The organism is Chromobacterium subtsugae, from assembly GCF_001676875.1.
GTDB lineage: Bacteria > Pseudomonadota > Gammaproteobacteria > Burkholderiales > Chromobacteriaceae > Chromobacterium > Chromobacterium subtsugae.
On the sequence record NZ_JYKA01000026.1, the window covers coordinates 1 to 21,407 of the forward strand.

Genomic DNA, 21,407 nt, shown 5'->3' on the forward strand with positions numbered 1-21,407 from the left:
CCTTCGGCCAAACGGCCGAGCTTTTTTGCGTTCCGGGCGCGGCGGCGCCAGGTCATTGGTACAACATGTCTATCGTAATCGCGGTTTGCAGGCTGCCCGGCACAATGGCGGCCGTTCGCATGTACTCGACGAACAGCCCCAGCTGCGCCGACTTCGACTGCACATTGACTACCCGGGTATTGTTGGTCTTGTTGGCGCCGATATTCGCGCCATCGTCCGAACTCCCCAGATTGATCGCCACGCCGCGCGCCGAGCCGCTATTGGCGAACAACACCGCGTTGTTCTTGTCCTGCGCGCCGGAAAAACGGAAGGTGGCCGTCTTCACGCCATCCGAACAATCGGTGGCCCTGATGGTGAAGCCGGTGCGGGCCGCCGCGCTGCCCACCGCCGCGAACTGGCCGCTGCCGACAGTCGGCAGATTGACCGTGTACTGGCCGTTCGCGCTCAGATTGCAAGTGCCGCCGGGGGTAAAGGTGACCGTGCCGTTGATCAGCTGGTTGAAGTTGATATTGGGCGTGGCGTTGATCCCGCCGATGCCGTCCAATTGGAACACCGAGTACTGGCTGACCGTGGCGGTGCCGCTGGAAGGCGCGCCGGAGGTCTTCAGCAACACGATGGAGTACTGCAGCGTGGTATTGATCCAGCCGTTCCACGGCACATAGATGCCGGTATCGATGGCGCCGCTGCTCTGGGTATAGGTCCGGCCCTTGAACAGGATGCCGATCTGCAAGCCCGGCGCCAGCGCCTGGCTTTGCGGGTTCACCCAGAAATACACGTTTTCGCCTATGCTCTGCGTGCAATACAGTTTGAGGTTCTGCAGCGGCGACTGCCAGATGATGGTGCCTGCCGGCGCATTGGCGGCGACGTACAGATTGCCGGGCAGGTTGAAGGTCGACGTCACGCCGCCCGAGCCGTCGTCGCCATTCCAGCAACCCAGCGCATGGCTGGTCAGCGGCATGGCCAAACACAGCGCCAGCAACCATCCGCGCAATCCCTGAGTGATCCATTTTTTCATTGTCATCGTTTCCCGACGGGCGATGCCGCCACGGTTGAATATCATTGCGGCGCGCAGACCGCGTCCATCTGCAGATACGCCGCTCCGCCTGTCGCTTGCGGGAGCGCGTAACGGAAATGGCAGCGCTGGTCCGGTTCGCCGCCCCAGCGCGCCACCAGCGGCTTGCCCTCCAGCCCGCGCAGGAAGGCGCGCCCGCCCTGCCCCACCATGGCGCGCGCGTCTTCGCCGCCGTCGGCGGCAATGGTGGCCCCCACCGGCAAATGGCTGCCGTCCGCCCGCCGCAGCGTCACGATCACCGGCTTGCCCTGCTGGGTGTTGAACTTCAGCATGACGATGGCGCCTGCGCGCGGCGCGTCCTGCACGCTGGTTTCCTGCAGTTCCACATCCTGGCTCATGCCCTTGGGGTCCAGCGTGATTTCGTTCTGGCGATACGGCATCAAACTGGACACCACCGCGTAGCCTCGGCTATTGACGCGCACGCCGCTGGTATTGCTGACCGCCGCGCCCTCAGCGCCCGGCGCCTCCACCACCGCGAAGGATTCGCCCAGCGACTGCGCCGCCGTCACCCCCCCGGGATGGAACACCAGCGCGCCGCTCAAGCCGACATTGGCTTGCGACGAACCGCCGCCGGAGCTGGCCCCCGCGGTAAGCGTGGCGATCGAGCTGGCGTACTGCACGCTGCCGCCGCCGCCGCTGCTGTTGCCGCCCGCGCTGTTGCGGCTGGTATTGGCGTACAGGTTGTAGCTGAGATTGCGCAGCTCGCCGGCCGAGCCGCTCAAGCTGAGCTGCCCGCTGGCGCTGCGGTCGCTGCTGCTGCTCGCGCTGGCGCTCAACAGCGGCGCATAAGGCTCGCGCCCCAGCGGCATCGATACGCTTAGCATGTACTGATTGATATTGCGTCCGCTAGCATCGTGAGTCCGGCCCGCGCTCAGGTTGAAGCTCACTGACTGGAAACTGTTGCCGTAGCCCAGTTGATAGGTCAGATCTCGCCCTTGCTGATTCCAGTAATCCTGCGACGAGCCGGCCATGAAGATATGTCCCCAGCCCTTGGCCAGGGCCTGGTCGGCGTTGAGCTGGAATTTGTTCTTGGCGCGGAAGACCGCGCCCTGCTGGTTGATCAGGTTGACGTAGTCGCCCAGTTCGAGAAAACCGGCGGTGGAAAAGCGATACGCTGCCACCGTGAAATTGGTGCGGGTGGATTCGATCAGCTTGCTGTAGGTGACCCGGTAGCTTTGGCCCTGCATATCGCTGTCCGCCCCGCCGTAAGGCAAGCCGCTCGCCCACGACTGCGTCACATCCAGCGCCAGCGCGCCCAGCGGCGTATTGATGCCGGAGCCGAACAGCGCGGATTGGTAATGGTCTGCCGCGATCAGGCCGCCATACAAGGTCAGGCCGTTGCTGATGCCGCGCTGGTAGGTTGCCTGCGCGAAGACGGGAAGCTTGCTCAAGGAGGCGCCGCGCCATTGTCCGGCCATCACGGCATAGCGCGACTGGCCGTCGCGCAGCAGCTGCGGCACCGCCGCGTAAGGCACCACGAATTTGCGCACGCGGCCGTCCGCTTCGGCTACAGTCACTTCCAGATCGCCGGCGAAACCGGTGTTGTAGAGGTCGTCGATGCTGAACTCGCCCGGCGGCACCGCGTTTTCGTAGATCAGGTTGCCGTTCTGGCGGATCGATACCTTGGCATTGGTCTCGGCCACGCCGCGCACCACCGGCGCATAGCCCTGCAGCGACTCCGGCTGCATCCGGTCGTCGGAGCTGAGCTGCACGCCGCGGAAGGCCACGCTGCCGAACAGGTCGGACGGGGTGAAGTAGTCGCCCACGGTCAACACCGAACGCCAGCCGGTGATGTCGCGCTGAACATAAGTCGAGGCGTGCTGGTAGTTGCGCTGGCTTTGGCCGTTGCCGCTGTTCTGTTGCGTCAGCGCGCCGTCGTAGCGCAGCCGCCACAAGCCGACGTTGAGGCCGGCGTTGGCGCCGAAATAGAACTGCGTGGATTTGCCGGAGGCGCCGTTGTCGTAACGGTAGCCATTGGCGTTGTAATTGAGGAAGCCGGCCAGCGGCGCGCCGGCATCCCAGTATTCCGGCGCGACATAGCCGCGCGCCTGGGCGCGCAGATACTTCTGCGGCAGGCTGACATCCAGGCGCAAATCGGTGCTGTTGAAACTGGAACGCGCGCCCGGCACCACCGCGGCGATATCCGCGCAGCGGCCGGGCTCGTCCCGTCCGGGCAGTTCGGCCGTTTCTCCCAAGCGCGCGAAATCCACGCCCAGCTCGTCCAGCATCGCGCGGTTGAAGCAGGCCAGCACCTTGCGCTCGGCCATCTCCTTCATCAGCACGTCGCGACGCCCCAGCCAGACATCATTGACGTAGACATCCGCGCGGTAGTTGCCGGGCAGAGCGCCACCCGTCTGGTTGAAGCGGGATAGATCCACCTTTTGGCCGTTGGAGTTCTGATTGATGAACACCGGATTGAACTGGACGTCGTCGGCAGGGGCGCTTGCCGCCGCGGGCGCGTCGGCCCAGGCGGCCTGGCCGCCGAACAGGCCGCAGATCAACAGGCTGAGCGGGCTGAGCGCCCAGCGGCGATCGTGCCGCCGTGTAGTCAAGTGCTTCATCGCTAGAGAATCCGGAGCGCGCCGCGCGGGCTGGCGCAGGGAATAGGATCAGGGAGCCAGCGGCGCGCTATGCATCACCGGAGCGCCGTAGTCATTGATGCTTTCGTAATTGAGCTTGAGGCCGCCTTCCGGCTTGAACTTCGCATCCTTCAGCGCGAAATCCTTGCTGCCGCCCGGCGGCACCATGCCGCCATCCGTGTCGAACTCATGCTTGCCGGACAAGAGAATCGCCCGATTCAGAGAAACATGGTACGCGGCCGGGTTGGTGGCCCGCAGCGTATAGCCTTTGCCGCCGGCCTGCGGCAGCAAAGTCCAGGAAAGCTTGTCGGCGGCATCGTCCGGCGTGCCCGCCAGCCCGGCGGGCCGGTAAAACAGCTTGATGCGCGAACGAAAGGCCACTTGCATGAAATTGCGCTGCTCCGCGGTCAGCTTGGGCAACGGCGGCACATCCAGCACGTTCAGCCAGAACACCGACTCCTTGTCCTTGGGCAGATCGGCGCCGGTGAAGGTCAGCCGCAGGGTCTGGCCCTTGGTCGGGTCGACGCGGAAAATCGGCGGCATGATCAGGAAAGGCGCGTCGGCGGTATCGGGAACCGACTTCTCATTGCCGCTGTCGGCCCATACCTGCACCAGGGAGGGCTCCTTGCCCGGATTGTTGACCTTGACGGTCACCTCGCGGTCATCCGCCTTGTACACCACGCGGGTGCCGGAAATCACCACGCCCGCCTGGGCCGCGCCGCTCAGTGCCGCGCCCGCCAACATCAGCGCCAGCGCCGCTCGCCTTACTGCTTGTTTCATTTTCAATCCGCTTCCGAGTCGAGAAAACCGTCCGGCGGCCTCGCAAGAAACCGCCGGACGACCGAACCGATTACTGATAGGTCATCGAGTACTGAACGGAGCTGTTCACCGAACCCGCGGTGGCGGCGCCGGTGGCGTAGTACTGCGCGTAGTAGTTCATCGTGGCCGAGCCGTTGTTGATCGACACGATCTGGGAATTGGCGTTGTTGTTCAGGTTGATGGCGGTGAAGCTGTTGTTCAGCAGCTGCACTTCCACGTTGGAGGCGTAGGTCTTGCCGACGGCGTTCAGCAGGTTGCCGGATACCGAGTTGACGTTCGGACCCACTTCAAAGCGGGTTTGGGCGTTGTTGAGGCCGGACGGGCAGCTGCTCAGACGGATGGTGAACGGCGTGGCGCCGGCGGTTTGGCCTTGGCTGGCCAGCGCGGACGCGCCGACGGTCGGCAGCGTCACAGTCACATTGGCGCTGGCGCCATTGCCGGAAACCGTGCAAGTCTGGGCAACGACGTTTCCATTGACGGTGATGGTGCCGTCAGCGGCCATGGCGCCCGTGGAATACAAACCCAGTCCGATCAGCGCGGCAGTTACGATCTGTTTCATTACAAAGTCTCCGTTGAAGTTGCAGGCAGTGGTCTGCCCGATTGCTCGCCCTCGCGAAAGGGCTGAAATTGATATGTCGTTCATCGCGCCGGAGCGGCTTCGGCAGTCCTGCGATCTGCCCGCGCCTCGGGCGCTCCAGCGCCGAATTCATCCCACCTTCCGCAACCAATCAACAAAACCATAATCAGATCAAACAAAGCCCATCAAATAAAAACGAAAGACTTCAAACTGAAGCGTCATATGGTTTAAAAATTGGCCGAAATCCGGCCAGAGATTCGGTGCGGAAAAGCTGCGCCAGACCGTGATGCCATGGCTGGACGATGCTCAGCGCCAATCGCCTTCCCCCCGGCAAACCAGCCTTCGACAAGGCTTTTCGCTACCGGTTCAGAAGTGATTGAGCGCAAGGTTAAAGTAAACCGCCCATAGTCTTCAACAGCTGCGCGCCCGCAAAACCGTGGCAAAAACAAACATAACATGCTGATAAAAAATGAATTCATTAGTGGAAAATTCATTTTTCGCACATAACTCGCATGTGGCATTATTGCATCACATTGACAACATTTTAAATTAAAACATTTCAAATAACGCCAAATTCAAAATCAAACCGAACAAAAAAAGCCAAAGGCATAAATCCGCTCATGCCCACCGCTCCAGCCGCTACCCACCCGTTCCCCGCGCGTTTACACTGGATGCCCGCCCATCAGGAATCCGCCGATCATGAAGCCCTCCCGCAGCCAATACCTCACGCTCAATCAACGCCGCTGCCATATCCGCCGCTGGGGGCCGGAACAGGCGCCGCTGCTGGTGCTGCTGCATGGCTGGATGGACAGCTCGGCCACCTTTCAATTCATGGTGGACGCCCTGGCCGGCGACTGGCAGGTGGCGGCCCCGGATTGGCGCGGCTTCGGCGACAGCCAATGGAATGACGGCAGCTACTATTTCCCCGATTACCTGGCAGACTTGGACGATCTGCTGCGGCAACTGTCGCCGCAACAACCGGTGAACCTGCTGGGCCACAGCATGGGAGCGATGATCGCCGGCATCTACGCCGGCGTCTGTCCGCAACGGATCCATCGACTGGTGCTGGCTGAAGGCTTCGGCCTCGGCGCCACCCGTCCGGCCGAGGCGCCGGGCCGCTACGGCCGCTGGCTGCGCGAGACCAGCCAGGCTATGGCTTTCGAGCCGATGGAGCCGGCCCAGGCGGCGGACAAGCTGATGGCGCGCAACCCCTTGCTGACCGGGGAAAGGGCGCGCTGGCTGGCGGCTGAATTGACGCGCCCGGCTGACGGCGGCGTGATCTACCGCGCCGATCCGCGCCACAAGATGGTCAATCCGGTGCTGTACCGGCTGGAGGAAGCGATGGCCTGCTGGCGCCGCATCGCCGCGCCGACGCTGTGGCTGCTGGGAGAGCGCTCGTTCGAGCATCCGGCGATCAGCGGCGTGATGGACACCCTGGATCAGCGCCGCTCCTGCTTCGCCCATCTGGATGAAGTCAAGATCGCCGGCGCCGGCCACATGCTGCAATGGGAAAAACCGGAACAAATGGCGGCGGAAGTCGAACGCTTCCTGCTGCGCGGCGAATAAGCGCCGGCCGGACCGCCACGGCCCGGCCGGCCATACCGCCTCAACCCAGGTAACGCGCTTCCAGATGCGCGCGGTAGTGCGCCGGGTTCAGCGCCTCGCCGGTGGCCCGGGCCACCAGCTCGTCAGTGCTCCAGCGGCTGCCCTGGCTCCAGATATTGGCGTTCAGCCAATCGAACACCGGCGCGAGATCGCCCTTCGCGATGCGGCTGTCCAGATCCGGCGTCTGCTTGCGCAATACCGAGAAATACTGCGCCGCGTACATCGCCCCCAGGGTATAGCTGGGGAAATAGCCGAAGGTATCGGTCCAGTGGATGTCCTGCAGGCAGCCGTCGCGGTAGTTGCCGCGGGTATCCACGCCCAGATACGCCATCATTTTCTCGTCCCACAGCGCCGGCACGTCCTCGGCCTCGATCTCGCCGTCGATCAGCGCCCGCTCGATCTCGAAGCGCAGGATCACGTGCGCCGGGTAGCACAGCTCGTCGGCGTCGACGCGGATGTAGCCGGGCTGCACCCGGGTGTACAGGCGCGCCAGGTTGTCGGCGTCGAAAGCCGGCTGGTCGCCGAAATGCTTGCGGATCAGCGGCGCGATCAATTGCAGGAAGCCGCGGCTGCGGCCCAGCTGCATCTCGAACGACAAGCTCTGGCTTTCATGGATGCCCATCGAGCGGGCGCGGCCGACCGGCTGCGGCAGCCAGTCGCGCGGCAGGCCCTGCTCGTAGCGGGCGTGCCCGGTTTCGTGGACGATGCCCATCAGGCTTTGCACGAAATCGTCGTCGCGATAGCGGGTCGTGATGCGCACATCTTCCGGCACGCCGCCGCAGAAAGGATGGCTGCTGACATCCAGCCTGCCGCCATCGAAATCGAAACCCAGCAGCCCCATCGCCTCCAGGCCCAGCTGGCGCTGCTTCTCCACCGGGAAAGGGCCTTGCGGCTGGATCACGCGCTCGCCGGACTGCTTGTCCCGCACCTGGGCGATCAAGCCCGGCAGCCAGGTTTTGACGTCGCCGAAAATGCGCTCCAGATTGGCGCTGGTCATCCCCGGCTCGTACTTGTCCAGCAACGCGTCGTAGCGGCTGACGCCTGTCGCCTCCGCCAGCAGCGTCGCCTCTTCTCGCGCCAGGCGCAGCACCTCGCGGAAATTAGGCAGAAACCCCTGCCAGTCGTTGTTCTTGCGCTGGCTGCGCCAGGCGTGCTCGCAGCGGGCCGCCGCCAGCGCCTTGGCTTCCACCAACGCGGCCGGCAGCAAATTCGCCTGCCGCCATTCGCGGCCGATTTCGCGCAGATTGGCGCGTTGCGCCGCGTCCAGTTCTTCTTGTGCGGCGGCGTCCAGCTGCGTTTTCAATTCCGGAGCGGTGATCAGCTGGTGCATCAGCACCTGCAATTCGGCCTGGGCGGCGGCGCGCGCCTCGTTGCCTTTGGCCGGCATCATCGCCGCCTGGTCCCAACTGGCGATCGCGGACAGGTGGCCGAAACGATGCAAACGCTGGAAAGTTTGGGTCAGGCTCTGATAGGCCGTCTGATTCCCCATGGCATTCTCCCTTGTAATGGAGAAAACATATTCTCATGAGAATAAATAATCGGCAAGACAAGGAAGATCGACAATAAGCGCATGGAAATAAAGGGGAAAACGACATGAAAACTTATATCAAATGATATTTTATCATGCCTTATCCTGGGCGGCGCCGGGCTCGCCGCCGGCCTCCCGCTCCGCCTGCGCCCGCTGCCGGGCGAAGGGAAAAGCTTGCCAGTACGGAAAGTATTCGCGCACCGCCGGCAACAGCAGCTGGCGCTCGGCGCGATCCTGCAAGTGCAGCAACAAGGCGTCCACCGCCATCCGGTAGCTGGTGGAATGAAAGGGATGGGGGGACAGCAGGAACAACAGCGCCTTCAGCAGAATGTCGCGCTGGCGTATGCCCTCCTCGGGATGGCCGTCCTCGAACAGCTTGCCCAGATACAGGCCCAGCGAAGGGGGGAAATGGCGGAAGCGCTTTTGCCGCATCTGCGCGACCAGATGATCGAACGTGCCGACATTCAGCATTTGCGGATTGTGCAGCGAAAAACCGTTGCGGGCGGTGATCTCCACCACCTTTTTCATGTCGTCCAGCCAGAAGCAGTAGAATTCGCGGCCGCAGGTCATCGCCAGCACCCGCTCGCGCGGCGGGCAATCGGCGACGAAAAGCTCTACCGCGGCATGATAGGCTTCGGCATTGCGCGCCTGGCTCTCCAGCCGCTTCAGCAGGCGCAGCAACAACGCCCGCCGCTGTTCGACCACCTCGGCCTTCGCGCCCAAACGGTCAATCAGGTGCAGATACGCGCCCAGCGCCGATGCCACATCCGCCATGCCACCCTCCAGCCAACCGCATCCCGCCCCGGCGGACACGCTCTCAGGCCATCCCGCATGGCCTGCTTCCAGCATACATGACGCCGCGCCCGAACGGGCGGCGGCCATGCGCGGTGGATCAGGCCGCCGGCCGCAGGATCAGGCGCAAATCATCGCCGACCTTGCCGAAGTCGACGATGTCCAGCCTCACTTTGTCGGCCAGGTCGGTCAACGCCGGCCAGGCGAACAGGCCGCGCGCCGCATCGCCCGCCAGCGACGGCGCCAGGTACAGCACGATCTCGTCCACCAGCCCGGCTCGCAGCAAGGCGCCATTCAAGCCGGCGCCGGCCTCCACCATCAGTTGGTTGACGCCGCGCGCCGCCAGTTGCCGCAACAGATCGCCAAGATCCGCTTCGCCGGCGCAGCCTGCCAGCGCCAGCGTCTCCACGCCGCGCTCGCGGTAGGCGGCCAGCCGCCCGGCATCGCTTACGCAGCTGGCCAGCAGTGTCCGTCCGCCCTGGTAAATGCGGCTGGCGGGATCGGTTTTCAGCGCGCCGTCCAGCACCACCCGCCACGGCTGCGCCGCCACCGGAACCTCGCGCACCGTCAGTTGCGGGTCATCGGCCAACACGGTGCCGCTGCCGGTAAGGATGGCGCAGTTCTCGGCGCGCAGGCGCTGCACATCCAGCCGCGCCTGCGCGCCGGTGATCCATTTGCTGCAGCCGTTGAGCAACGCGGTCTTGCCATCCAGCGTGGCCGCGGCCTTCAGCGTCACCCACGGCCGGCCGCGTTCGACACGCGACAGGAAGCCCCGGTGCGTGCGCCGCGCCTCCGTCTCCATCAGCCCGGCCGATGCCTCGATGCCGGCCGCGCGCAGCATGGCGATGCCGCGCCCGGCCACTTCATGATAGGGGTCGACCATCGCCGCCGCCACGCGCGCCACGCCCTCCGCAACCAGGCGCTCCGCGCACGGCGGCGTGCGTCCGTGGTGGCTGCAGGGCTCCAGCGTCACGTAGGCGGTGGCGCCGCGGGGGGTATCGCCGCGGGCGAGGCAATCCTTGATCGCCTGGATTTCGGCGTGGTCCGACCCTACCGCCAGCGTGGCGCCCTCGCCTATCACCCTGCCATCGCGCACCAGCACGCAGCCGACGCCGGGATTGGGCGCGGCGCGGCGGGTGGCGGCTTCAGCCAGGCGCAGCGCGCGCTGCATGTGCAGGTGATCGTCGGCGCTATAGTCCGTCATGTTCGATTCTTCCACTCATCGGCCAACAGGCCGTAACAACGCATGTTCCAGAAACGGCCATTGAGAAATTGCGCGTCGCGCAGCTCTCCCTCCAGCTTGAAACCCAGGCGTTCGGCGACACGGCAGCTGCGCAGGTTCTCCGGCGCGCAGCCCAGTTCCAGCCGGTGCAGGCCCAGTTCGTCGAACGCGTACGCCAGCAACAGCCGCAACGCGAGGCCCATCGTCCCTTTGCCGACGTGATGATCCGCCAGCCAGTAGCCCAGGCGCGCGTAGCCATGCGCCAGATTGATGCCATGCAGCGAGCAGACGCCGGCCACCTCGCTGTCCACCTCAATCAGCCTGTGGGCGGCGCGCCCTTCCTGGTTGCTGCGCGCCTGCGCCAGCAGCAAGGCGGCCATATCCGCCGCCGATTGGGGCCTGACCGTGCTGGACAGCCATTGCGCCAACGTCGGACGGCTGCTTGCCATCAAGGCGAACAAGGCCGGTGCGTCGCGCGCCGGATCGGCCTCGCGAATGCCCACTCGGCTCATGCGCGCCCCCCGCGGGCGACATCAGGCCGCGGCGCGGCGCTCCTCGGGACGGCCGTGCTCATGCTCGGCCTGCGCCGGCTGCGTCAATGCGCAGACTTCTGGATTTCCTTGATCGCATCGGTGAATTCGGAAATATCCTGGAAACTGCGGTAAACCGACGCGAAGCGGACATAGGCCACCTTGTCCAGCCGCGCCAGCTCGTTCATCACCATCTCGCCGATCTGCCGGCTGCTCACCTCGCGCTCGCCAAGCTGCAGCAGCTTGTGGCAGATGCGGTCTATCGCTTCGTCCACCAGCGTGGTGGACACCGGCCGCTTGTGCAGCGCGCGCAGGAAGCTGGTGCGCACTTTCTCGATATCGAACTCGGAGCGATGGCCGGCGGTCTTCACCACCTGCGGCATGCGCACATCGGCCGTTTCGAAGGTAGTGAAGCGTTTATCGCATACCGGACAGCGGCGCCGCCGCCGGATGCTGGCCCCATCCTCGCTGACGCGGGAGTCGATCACCTGGGTATCGGCGTTGCCGCAAAACGCGCATTTCATGCCAATAGTCCTGAAGGTTGTAATAGTTGAATGTTATCAGCAAAGTCCGCTTCTGGCATCGGAGCCTTCCCGCACATGCCGCAAGCGTATTTTTCACAGGCTCTTTATAAAATGAAATTTTATGATTAGTACTTTATTAATCATTACAAGAACAGCTGGAAAGATTTTCATGCAAGTGTTTCAACGCGCCGTCGCGCTCGCCCTCCTCGCCCTCCCCGCAGCCGCCTTCGCCCAGAGCGACGATGCCCAGTTCGCAGTGGGCGCCGGTCTCGGCACCACCGGCTACGATCTGATGGCCAGCTACAAAGTGCTGGACAATCTCAACGTCCGCGGCACCCTCTCTGGCCTGAACTACAGCCGCGACGGCGACTACAACACCGACACCCACTACAACGGCAAGTTCAAGCTGTTCCAGACCGGCGTATTGGCCGACTACTTCCCGTTCGGCAACAGCTTCCGCATGAGCGGCGGCCTGGCGCTGAACCAGACCAAGCTGGGCCTGCAAGCCAGCGCCGGCAGCAGCACCACCTACCGCCTCAACGGCAACACCTACTATTCCAACCAGGTCGGCGACCTGGACGGCGAAGCCAAATGGAACAAGCCGGCGCTGTACCTGGGCCTGGGCTTCGGCAACAGCGTGAAGAACAAGGGCCTGAGCCTGAGCGGCGACTTCGGCGTGCTGCTGACCGGCAAGCCGGATACCACCCTGACCGCCAGCTGCACCAGCGCGCTGAGCGCGGCGCAATGCCAGCAATTGCAAAACGATGTCGGCGTCGAACAGAACAAGCTGCGCGACGACACCAACAAGCTGAACTTCTGGCCGGTGGCCCGCCTGACTCTTAACTACGCGTTCTGACACCGCCGCCGCACAAAGAAAAAGCCGCTCCAAGGAGCGGCTTTTTTTGCGGCGCGGCCGGTTTTACTTGGCGTACACCGGGAAGCGGTGGCACAGCGCGGTGGCCTTCTCGGCGACACGGGCGATCAGCGCGTCGTCGTTCGGGTTGTCCAGCACGTCGGCGACCAGGTTGGCCACTTCGATGGCCTCGGCTTCCTTGAAGCCGCGGGTGGTGATGGCCGGGGAGCCGATGCGGATGCCGGAAGTGACGAACGGCGTTTCCGGATCGTTCGGGATGGCGTTCTTGTTGACGGTGATGTGGGCGCGGCCCAGCAGCGCGTCGGCTTGCTTGCCGGTCAGGCCCTTGGCGCGCAGGTCGACCAGGAACACGTGGCTCTCGGTGCGGCCGGACACGATGCGCAGGCCGCGCTCGGCCAGGGTCTTGGCCATGATGGCGGCGTTCTTCAGCACCTGCTGCTGGTATTCCTTGAATTCCGGCTGCAGCGCTTCCTTGAAGGCGACGGCCTTGGCGGCGATCACATGCTCCAGCGGGCCGCCTTGCAGCGTCGGGAACACATTGCTGTTGATGCTCTTCTCGAACTCGGCCTTGGCCAGAATGATGCCGCCGCGCGGGCCGCGCAGGGTCTTGTGGGTGGTCGAGGTGACGAAATCGGCGTGCGGCACCGGGTTCGGGTACAGGCCCGCGGCCACCAGGCCCGCGTAGTGAGCCATGTCCACCATGAAGTAAGCGCCGACCTTCTTGGCGATCTGGCCCATGCGCTCGAAGTCGAAGCGCAAGGCGTAAGCCGACGCGCCGCCGATGATCAGCTTCGGCTTGGTTTCCATCGCCACGCGCTCCATGTCGTCGTAGTCGATTTCTTCCTTGTCGTTCAGGCCGTAGGCGACGATGTTGAACATCTTGCCGGACAGGTTGGCCGGGGAGCCGTGGGTCAGGTGGCCGCCGTGGCCCAGGTTCATGCCCATCACGGTGTCGCCCGGCTTCAGGATGGAGAAGTACACCGCCTGGTTGGCCTGCGAGCCGGAGTGCGGCTGCACGTTGGCGTATTCGGCGCCGAACAGTTGCTTGACGCGGTCGATGGCCAGTTGCTCGACGATGTCGACATGCTCGCAGCCGCCATAGAAGCGCTTGCCCGGGTAGCCTTCGGCGTACTTGTTGGTCAGCTGGGAGCCCTGGGCTTCCATCACCGCCGGGCTGGTGTAGTTTTCCGAGGCGATCAGTTCAATATGATCTTCCTGGCGCTGGCACTCGGCGGCAATCGCGGCGGCGAGTTCGGGGTCGAATTTGGCAATCGTCTGGTCGGCAGCAAACATCGTCTGGCTCTTCCATCAATAGGTTAACGATCAGGCCATTCTACACGAAATGCCTGCGGCGGAACCTTGACGTGAAGGCAACTCTGGCGCGCCGCCCGGCGCAGGCCAGAGCGGCGGCGAACGCTTACTCGCGGGTGTCCACCAGGATCAGTTCGGCGTCGCGGCTGGCCGACACCTCGATCAACGCTTCGCCGGCGATGGCCGCGCCGTCGCCGGCCTGCAGGGCGACGCCGTTCACCTGCGCCTCGCCGCTGGACAACACCAGGTAACCGCGCCGCGCCGCGCCGAAGCGGTAGCCCGCGCTCTCGCCGGCCTTCAGGGTGGCACCCAGCACCCGGGCGTCGGCCCGTATCGGCAAGGCGTCGGCGTCGCCGTCCATGCCGCTGGCCAGCGCGACGAAAGCGCCGGAGCGATCGGCCTTGGGAAACGGCTTGTTGCCCCAGGCCGGCTCGCCGCCGTGGCGGTCCGGGTAGATCCAGATCTGGAAGATGCGGGTGGCGACGGCTTCCCGGTTGTACTCGGAGTGGGTGATGCCGCTGCCGGCGCTCATCACCTGCACGTCGCCGGCCTCGGTGCGGCCGCGGTTGCCCAGGCTGTCTTCGTGACTGATCGCGCCTTCGCGGACATAGGTGATGATTTCCATGTCGGCGTGCGGATGCGGATCGAAGCCGGTGCCGGCGGCAATGGTGTCGTCGTTCCACACCCGCAGCCGCCCCCAGCGGGTGCGCTCGGCATCGCGGTATTCGGCGAAGGAAAAGTGGTGCTTGGCATCCAGCCAGCCGTGCTGGGCTGCGCCCAGGCTGGCGTAGGGACGGCGTTCGATCATGGCGCGCTCCTGCTGCTGTCGATAGTGATGCCGCCACTATAAGCTGCCGCCAGCATCGCGTTAATGGAATATATCGAATACCATGATTTCCATTTTTTAGATAATCCAGGCCAAACCGGCTAGCCGGAATGCTAGTATCGGCAGTTTCTCCTCTTCTCCGGAGCCATCATGAAACGACTTCCCGACCTGGAAGCCTGGGCCATCTTCGCCAAGGTGGCCGAATGCGGCGCCTTCGCCCGCGCCGCGGAAGAGCTGGGCTTGTCGCAGGCCACGGTGTCCAAGGCGGTATCGCGGCTGGAAGACCGGATGAAAACCGTGCTGCTGCATCGCACCTCGCGCCAGTTGTCGCTGACGACGGCCGGCGACGCCGCGCTGGAGCGCGCCGCGCGCATCCTGGCGGAGGGCGAGGCGGTGGAAGCGGACATCGCCGAGCAATCCCGCGCGCTGCGCGGCCCAGTGCGCATGGCCGCGCCGATGTCCTTCGGCCTGTCGCATCTGGCGCCGCTGCTGCCGGACTTCATGGCGCGGCATCCGGAGGTGGAACTGGACCTGCGCTTCAGCGACGAGCAGGCGGACCTGGTGGCGGAACGGATGGACCTGGCGCTGCGCATCGCCTCGCCGGCCGACTCCAGCCTGCTGGCGCGCCGGCTGTGCGCGGTGCGCATCCTGCTGGTGGGCGCGCCGTCCTACTTCGCGCGCCACGGCAAACCGGAGCACCCTGCGCAATTGGCCCGGCACCGCGCCTTGCAATACAGCAACGCGCCTGGCGGCCGCCACTGGCGCTTCCGCCACGCCGATGAAGGAGAGTTTTCGCTGGAAATGCACGCGCCGCTGCGCGTCAACAACGCCGACGCGCTGGCGCCGGCGCTGCACTCGGGCCTAGGGCTGGCGCTGCAGCCGGAATTCCTGGTCTGGCGGGATTTGCAGGACGGCCGGCTGGAAACCGCGATGCCCGATTGGCAGGTCGACCCCATCGCGCTCTACATCCTGACGCCGCCGGGCCGCGGCCGCCCGGCGCGGGTGCAGGCGCTGATCGACTACCTGGCCCGCCGCCTGGCAGACTCGCCCTGGGCGCGCACGCCAGCCGCCGCCGACTGAACACCAAAAACAAGCCCCGCTCGCGGCGGGGCTGTCTGGCCGGCGAACGCGCGCTGGCTTATAAATCGTCGGCGGTGAAGAACAGCGGAATGCCATCGCGGCTTTCCGGCTGCAGTTCGGCCATCACATGCACCTCGCGCACGTGGCACTCGGCCATCAGCTCGCGGAAGTTCTCTTCTATCAGCTTGACGTTGTCCAGCGACGCCAGCGGCCAGACGAAAGCCTCCCAATTGCGCTCGTCGCCCTTGGCCGACAAGGTGAAGTGCAATTCGCCGTTTTCATGGGCGGAGACAATCGCCACCGGCTCCTTGTCCAATTCGCGCAGGCGGCGGATCTGGCTGCTGGCGAACACCTGCAGCGCCACCTCGAAGCGGGCGAAGTTGCCCGCCACCAGCGCCTGCATCGCCGGCAGCGGCGGCCGGGCGATGGGGAACAGCGTCACGCCTTCGGTCTTGAGCTGCTCGCCCAGGAACTTCATCAGCGGCATGCCCCAGGCGCCGACCGAGCCGCCCTGGCGCAGCGGCGAGGCCTCGCCGTCGCGCTGCGCCGCCACGCCCATCAGATAGCGCAGGAACACGCCTTCTTCCTTCACCGTGATCGGCGCCGCCTGGCTCGGCAAGCCGGCGCGGGCCGACGCGCCATCCTGGCGGGCCAATTGATGCAGCCGGATCGCGTCCAAGCCCACCAGGCTGTCTGGATGCAGCAGCGCGCCGGATATGGCGACATCGCCGTCGGCGGCGAAAACGCCATGCTGGCGCAGCAGCGCGTTCAGGCCCGCGACATCGGCGATCTCGCCCGGCAGCGTCGCTTCGTTGCGGCTGCCGGCCACCAGCACCAGCGGCATCGCGAACACCTGCGCGCGCGCGCCGCCGGTTTCCTCCACCGCCTGGCGCAGCGCGTCCCACACCAACTGATAGCAAGCCTGGGTCGGCACCATGGCCAGCGCCACCGAAATCGACAATAGCTCGCCGCGCTGCAGCATTTCATCCATGGCTCCCACCAGGGCCTGGCGCCACATGTCGCGCTCGCCGGCGTCGGCGGCGTCCAGCGCCGACTGGGCATGGTGGATCAGGCGGTTGGTCAGGGAAACCTGCGGGTGGTACTGGCGCGGATCGGGAAGAATATGGCGGACGGCGTCCATGTGCTGACATCCTGCTGCAAACGGAAAAAACGTATTGTGGCACAGCTGCCACGTTATGGGGCGGCGGCGCGCCGGGCATGACGACATGCTGAAGGTCTGCCGTTTCAGCCTTTTTCCCGCCCCTATGTATCGAAGCGCGACAAAAACTTACATTTCTCGACATTTTCGGAAACGCACATGTTGACACTCGCTACCGCAATCCGGATAATCCGTTCTCGTTGAGATGCAGCAATTGCTTCTTGATAGTTTCTCCTCTATTTCTCCTTTGTAGACTTGGCGCGGGCCGAAAGGCACCGCGCATTTTTTTTGCCTTCCCGCCATGTTCATTCGGACAAAAATCTTACGAATCATTGCGATAGACACAGTCTCTTCACAATTCATCTCAGCTTCACAAACGCGATTCCCACGCCAAAACCTGCCGAGGCCAGCCGCTGCAATCACCCAGCCGCAAGCCTGCACGGCATCCCAAAAGGGAGGTTACATAGAATTCATAATTCTATTGTCATTTAGCAAATATTTCACTTGCGAAACAAAACGAATATTGAACAGAAGGAATGATTCGGTTTTTCACCAAACGAACCGAATATAGGAGACCGGCGCAGAGACGCGCGGCAAGGCATGGAAACGAAGCCGCTCACCCGGCTTCCCGACTGTCGGACAGGAACGATGATCATGTTAGCACCGCCGCCTGACTTGATTATGACAAACATCAAGACCTAATCAATTGACCGGCTCCGCCGCCCACCGCGGCCAGGAACCGCCGGCGCGCGCGCCAGTCTCAAACCATTCCGCCTTCCCACTCTCCGATCCGCCATGCCCATACACAGCCTCAGCCTGTCCGGCTTCCGCTCCATCCGCAAACTCACGCTGGAGCTGGATGCGCTCAATGTGGTGGTCGGCGCCAACGGCTGCGGCAAATCCAATCTCTACAAGGCGATCAAGCTGCTGCACGACGCCGCCGAAGGCCGCCTGTCGCCGGCGCTGGCGCAAGAAGGCGGCGCGCAAAAAGCGATGTGGGCCGGCGGCCCGCGCCGCGGCGACCGCGCCGGCGCCCCCAGGCGGATGGCGCTGTCGGCCAAGCTGAGCGATTTCGACTACGAGCTGCAGCTGGGCTACCCGGAACCCAGCCTCAGCCTGTTCGCGCTGGACCCGCTGGTCAAGGAGGAAAGCCTGTGGCTAGCCGGCCAGGGCCGCCGCCCATCCACCCTGCTGCTGGAAAGACGCAACCAAGCCGCCTTCCTGACCGGCATCGAGGGAGAGCGCAACGCCTATCCCGCCGCCCTGCGCGCCGAGGAGTCCATCTTCGGCCAACTGGCCGAGCCTCACCGCTACCCAGAACTGTCGCAAGTGCGCGAGACTTTGCGCAACTGGCGCTTTTACCACGAATTCGCCGTCTGGCCGGGCTCGCCGCTGCGCGCGCTCCAGGTCGGCATCCGCTCGCCGGTGCTGTCGCACGACGGCGCCAACCTGGCCGCCGCCTACCAGACCATCGTCGAGATCGGCGATGGCGAGCTGCTGGGCAGCATCCTGTCCGAAGCCTTCCCCGACAGCCGCTTCCAGGCCGATGCCCAGCACGGACGCTTCCAGCTGCTGATGCGGCGCGACGGCTTGCTGCGTCCGCTGGAAGCCGCCGAATTGTCCGATGGCACCTTGCGCTTCCTCTGCCTGGCGGTGGCGCTGCTCAGCCCGCGCCCGCCCGCCTTCATGGCCTTGAACGAGCCGGAAAACAGCCTGCACCCGGCGCTGCTGCCGGCGCTGGCAAGGTTAATCGCCGAAGCCAGCCGTTACAGCCAGCTCTGGGTGACCAGCCATTCGCCGCAACTGGCCGAACTGATCGAGCGGCGACGCCCGATCAAACAGTTCGCGCTGGCCTTGCAGGATGGCGAAACCGTGCTGCAGTGAGAATCGTCCGCAAAGTCCAACACCGCCTCTGGCGGTTTTTTTACGCCTTTTTCACCCATATGCGCCCAATTCCGCCGATATGCCGGTTTTATTTATCGAGACGGCCAGGAACTCGGCCGATTGGGGCCGAGTCTGACCCTTGTCTTGTTTAATTTATTGGACGCTATGTATAAAAAAATATCCTCCCCATTATTCATCGCCTGGGCGCTGCTGATGGCCGCCATCGGCTGCGAAATCGTCGGCACTTCGCTGATGGCCATGGCCGCCCGCAGCGGCAGCTACCTGGGCTACATCTGGATGGCCGCCGCGCTGGCCCTGTCCTATTACCTGCTGTCTCTGGCCTTGCGCGCCATTTCGGTCGGCGTCGCTTACGCAGTGTGGGAAGGCTTGGGCCTGGCAGGGTTGACCGCGGTCAGCGTCTGGCTGTTCGGCGAAAAGCTGGTGCCGCAGGAATGGCTGGGCCTGGGACTCGCGCTGCTGGGGCTGGCTTGCGTCACGCTGGGCGAAACCCATGACGAGGAGGCCGCCGCATGAAAACCATCTATCTGTTGTTCGTGCTGGCTTCGGCGCTGATAGAAGTGGGGGCCAACCTGATGCTGGAAAAATCGGACGGCTTCCGCCGCAAGGCCTGGGGCTTCGGCGCCATCACCTTGGTGTGGCTGGCTTTCGCCTTGCTGGGCCAGGCGGTGAAGGGCATGGATCTGGCGATAGCCTACGCGCTGTGGGGCGCCATCGGCATACTCGGCACCGCGCTGGGCGCGCGCGTGCTCTACAAGCAGAAACTCAAACCGATAGGCTGGGCCGGCATCGCCATCGTCTCCGCCGCGGTGGTGACGCTCTCCACCGTGTAATAACAGCCAGGCCCGAAAATTTCACCGCACGGTGAAATTCTCAGGCCCGGCTGCCCCAGGCAGGCCGCCCGCGCGGGCGGCCTGTTTTGGACTGCAGAACGGACATCCGTGCCGGCCTATACCGACCCATGCGTCGCGGCGAATTGCGCGCGGACACCCTCTCAATCAAATGGCATCATAATCAAACAGATAGCCGGATGTATGAACAGTCGTTGAATACATGTTAAGGAAAATAAAAAAAGCAGCCGCAAGCGGCTGCTTTTTCATGCCATCCCGATAGGTCATTTCTCGACCTGGGACACATCCCGCACCGCGCCGGTGTCGGCGCTGGTGGTCATCGCCGCGTAGGCGCGCAAGGCCGGGCTGACCACGCGATTTCGGCCCACCGGCTTCCAGGCGTCGCGGCCTTTGGCCTCCATCGCCGCGCGGCGGCGCGCCAATTCTTCGTCCGGCACCGCCAGATGGATGCGGCGGTTGGGGATGTCGATCTCCACGGTGTCGCCCTCTTGCGCCAGGCCGATGGCGCCGCCCTCGGCCGCTTCCGGCGAAGCGTGGCCGATCGACAGGCCGGAGGTGCCGCCGGAAAAGCGGCCGTCGGTCAGCAAGGCGCAGGCCTTGCCCAGGCCCTTGGACTTCAGATAGGAGGTCGGGTACAGCATCTCCTGCATGCCCGGCCCGCCCTTGGGCCCTTCGTAGCGGATGATGACGATGTCGCCGGCGACGATCTGGTCGGCGAGGATGCCTTCCACCGCCGCGTCCTGGCTTTCGAAGATGCGGGCGCGCCCGGTGAATTTCAGGATGGAATCATCGACGCCCGCCGTCTTCACGATGCAGCCGCGCTCGGCGATATTGCCGTACAGCACCGCCAGGCCGCCATCCTGCGAATAGGCGTGCGCCTTGTCGCGGATGCAGCCGTCGGCGCGGTCGTCGTCCAGCGTCGGGTAGCGCATGCTCTGGCTGAAGGCGATGGTGGTGGCCACGCCGCCGGGCGCGGCGCGGAACAAACGGTGCGGCTCGCTGCCTTCGCCATGGCGCATCACATCCCACTGCTCCAGCGCCGAGCCCAGCGTCGGGCTGTGAACGGTAGGCACGTCGCGGTGAATCAGGCCGGCGCGGTCCAGCTCGGCCAGGATGCCGATCACGCCGCCAGCGCGATGCACGTCCTCCATATGATATTTCTGCGTCGCCGGCGCCACCTTCGACAAACACGGCACGCCGCGGCTGATGCGGTCGATGTCGGCCATCTTGAAGTCGACCCCGGCTTCGCTGGCGGCGGCCAGCAGGTGCAGCACGGTATTGGTGGAGCCGCCCATCGCCACGTCCAGGCTCATCGCGTTCTCGAAGGCCGCCTTGGTGGCGATGCCGCGCGGCAGAATGGAATAGTCCTCGCCCTCGTAATGGCGCTTGGCCAGCTCGACGATCAGGCGGCCAGCCTTGAGGAACAGTTCCTTGCGGTCAGCGTGGGTGGCCACCAGGCTGCCGTTGCCGGGCAGCGACAAGCCCAGCGCCTCGGTCAGACAGTTCATCGAGTTGGCGGTGAACATGCCGGAGCAGGAGCCGCAGGTGGGACAGGCGGAACGCTCGACGCGATCGACGTCTTCGTCGGACACCGCGCTGTTGGCGGCCTCCACCATCGCGTCCACCAAATCCAGCTTGCGCACCTCGTTGCCCCACTGCACCTTGCCGGCCTCCATCGGCCCGCCGGAGACGAACACCACCGGGATGTTCAGTCGCATCGCCGCCATCAGCATGCCGGGCGTGATCTTGTCGCAGTTGGAGATGCACACCAGCGCGTCGGCGCAGTGGGCGTTGACCATGTATTCCACGCTATCGGCGATCAGATCGCGGGAAGGCAGACTGTACAGCATGCCGCCGTGGCCCATGGCGATGCCGTCGTCGATGGCGATGGTGTTGAACTCCTTGGCCACGCCGCCGGCTTTTTCTATCTCGCGCGCCACCAGCTGGCCCATGTTCTGCAGGTGCACGTGGCCGGGCACGAACTGGGTGAAGGAGTTGGCGATGGCGATGATGGGCTTGCCGAAGTCGGCGTCGGTCATCCCGGTGGCGCGCCACAGCGCGCGGGCACCCGCCATGTTGCGGCCGGCAGTGGAGGTGCGGGAGCGGTATTGAGGCATGAGGCTTCCTTTATCTGTTCAAAGCCGGTCGTCGTTCCG

The 21,407-nt window shown here is 64.5% G+C and carries 19 protein-coding genes; 6 read left to right on the plus strand and 13 right to left on the minus strand.

The annotated features are described in order from the left end of the window. Positions 1-52: 52 nt before the first annotated feature. From MY55_RS20810 to MY55_RS20825, 4 genes are all read right to left on the minus strand, one after another. Entirely contained in the window at positions 53-1,015 is a 963-nt protein-coding gene (locus MY55_RS20810; RefSeq protein WP_157889399.1) for a fimbrial protein, read from the minus strand. Between the two features lie 41 nt (positions 1,016-1,056). Then, complete coding sequence (locus MY55_RS20815; protein WP_081284767.1) at positions 1,057-3,633, minus strand: fimbria/pilus outer membrane usher protein; 2,577 nt, start codon at positions 3,631-3,633, stop codon at positions 1,057-1,059. Between the two features lie 48 nt (positions 3,634-3,681). After that, positions 3,682-4,431: a fimbrial biogenesis chaperone gene (locus MY55_RS20820; RefSeq protein WP_043575559.1), complete on the minus strand. Its 750-nt coding sequence runs from the start codon at positions 4,429-4,431 to the stop codon at positions 3,682-3,684. Between the two features lie 70 nt (positions 4,432-4,501). Further along, the gene (locus tag MY55_RS20825) at positions 4,502-5,029 is read right to left on the minus strand and encodes a fimbrial protein (RefSeq protein WP_043575561.1); all 528 of its coding nucleotides are present in this window, start codon (positions 5,027-5,029) and stop codon (positions 4,502-4,504) included. Positions 5,030-5,746: 717 nt separating this feature from the next. Between MY55_RS20825 and MY55_RS20830 the strand changes: the two genes are divergently transcribed. Beyond that, entirely contained in the window at positions 5,747-6,613 is an 867-nt protein-coding gene (locus MY55_RS20830) for an alpha/beta fold hydrolase (protein ID WP_043575563.1), read from the plus strand. A gap of 40 nt (positions 6,614-6,653) precedes the next feature. Here MY55_RS20830 and MY55_RS20835 read toward each other — a convergent pair whose 3' ends face one another. From MY55_RS20835 to nrdR, 5 genes are all read right to left on the minus strand, one after another. Continuing rightward, a complete protein-coding gene (locus tag MY55_RS20835) occupies positions 6,654-8,141 on the minus strand; it encodes a carboxypeptidase M32 (RefSeq protein ID WP_047237550.1) in 1,488 nt (495 codons plus the stop codon). A 132-nt stretch (positions 8,142-8,273) separates the two neighbouring features. Beyond that, positions 8,274-8,954 (minus strand): hypothetical protein, encoded by a 681-nt coding sequence (locus MY55_RS20840; RefSeq protein ID WP_047237551.1) that lies wholly within the window; start codon positions 8,952-8,954, stop codon positions 8,274-8,276. A 118-nt stretch (positions 8,955-9,072) separates the two neighbouring features. Continuing rightward, entirely contained in the window at positions 9,073-10,176 is a 1,104-nt protein-coding gene (gene ribD, locus MY55_RS20845) for a bifunctional diaminohydroxyphosphoribosylaminopyrimidine deaminase/5-amino-6-(5-phosphoribosylamino)uracil reductase RibD (RefSeq protein ID WP_047243829.1), read from the minus strand. Continuing rightward, complete coding sequence (locus MY55_RS20850; RefSeq protein WP_052941334.1) at positions 10,173-10,706, minus strand: GNAT family N-acetyltransferase; 534 nt, start codon at positions 10,704-10,706, stop codon at positions 10,173-10,175. Before MY55_RS20850 ends, ribD begins: the two co-directional genes overlap by 4 nt. Before the next feature lie 83 nt (positions 10,707-10,789). After that, positions 10,790-11,248 carry a transcriptional regulator NrdR gene (gene nrdR / locus MY55_RS20855; RefSeq protein WP_043575570.1) on the minus strand — a complete coding sequence of 153 codons (459 nt, stop codon included), beginning with the start codon at positions 11,246-11,248 and terminating at the stop codon, positions 10,790-10,792. A 169-nt stretch (positions 11,249-11,417) separates the two neighbouring features. Between nrdR and MY55_RS20860 the strand changes: the two genes are divergently transcribed. Next, complete coding sequence (locus tag MY55_RS20860) at positions 11,418-12,104, plus strand: hypothetical protein (protein WP_065202959.1); 687 nt, start codon at positions 11,418-11,420, stop codon at positions 12,102-12,104. Positions 12,105-12,167: 63 nt separating this feature from the next. Here MY55_RS20860 and glyA read toward each other — a convergent pair whose 3' ends face one another. Both glyA and MY55_RS20870 read right to left on the minus strand, forming a co-directional pair. After that, the gene (gene glyA / locus MY55_RS20865) at positions 12,168-13,415 is read right to left on the minus strand and encodes a serine hydroxymethyltransferase (RefSeq protein WP_043575574.1); all 1,248 of its coding nucleotides are present in this window, start codon (positions 13,413-13,415) and stop codon (positions 12,168-12,170) included. A 124-nt stretch (positions 13,416-13,539) separates the two neighbouring features. Continuing rightward, positions 13,540-14,241 carry a pirin family protein gene (locus MY55_RS20870; protein WP_043575576.1) on the minus strand — a complete coding sequence of 234 codons (702 nt, stop codon included), beginning with the start codon at positions 14,239-14,241 and terminating at the stop codon, positions 13,540-13,542. A 168-nt stretch (positions 14,242-14,409) separates the two neighbouring features. On the opposite strand from MY55_RS20870, the gene MY55_RS20875 reads away from it, so the two are divergent. Then, a complete protein-coding gene (locus MY55_RS20875; protein WP_065202960.1) occupies positions 14,410-15,339 on the plus strand; it encodes a LysR family transcriptional regulator in 930 nt (309 codons plus the stop codon). Between the two features lie 58 nt (positions 15,340-15,397). Here MY55_RS20875 and MY55_RS20880 read toward each other — a convergent pair whose 3' ends face one another. After that, positions 15,398-16,480 carry a hypothetical protein gene (locus MY55_RS20880; RefSeq protein ID WP_047237555.1) on the minus strand — a complete coding sequence of 361 codons (1,083 nt, stop codon included), beginning with the start codon at positions 16,478-16,480 and terminating at the stop codon, positions 15,398-15,400. An 813-nt stretch (positions 16,481-17,293) separates the two neighbouring features. Between MY55_RS20880 and MY55_RS20885 the strand changes: the two genes are divergently transcribed. From MY55_RS20885 to MY55_RS20895, 3 genes are all read left to right on the plus strand, one after another. Next, the gene (locus tag MY55_RS20885) at positions 17,294-18,382 is read left to right on the plus strand and encodes an AAA family ATPase (RefSeq protein WP_065202961.1); all 1,089 of its coding nucleotides are present in this window, start codon (positions 17,294-17,296) and stop codon (positions 18,380-18,382) included. Positions 18,383-18,547: 165 nt separating this feature from the next. Further along, positions 18,548-18,916, plus strand: coding sequence for a DMT family transporter (locus MY55_RS20890; RefSeq protein WP_043575585.1), 369 nt, complete (start codon positions 18,548-18,550; stop codon positions 18,914-18,916). Beyond that, positions 18,913-19,233, plus strand: coding sequence for an SMR family transporter (locus MY55_RS20895; protein WP_043575588.1), 321 nt, complete (start codon positions 18,913-18,915; stop codon positions 19,231-19,233). Before MY55_RS20890 ends, MY55_RS20895 begins: the two co-directional genes overlap by 4 nt. Before the next feature lie 281 nt (positions 19,234-19,514). On the opposite strand, the gene ilvD is transcribed toward MY55_RS20895, so the two are convergent. Next, the gene (gene ilvD / locus MY55_RS20900) at positions 19,515-21,368 is read right to left on the minus strand and encodes a dihydroxy-acid dehydratase (RefSeq protein WP_043575590.1); all 1,854 of its coding nucleotides are present in this window, start codon (positions 21,366-21,368) and stop codon (positions 19,515-19,517) included. Positions 21,369-21,407 lie beyond the last annotated feature (39 nt).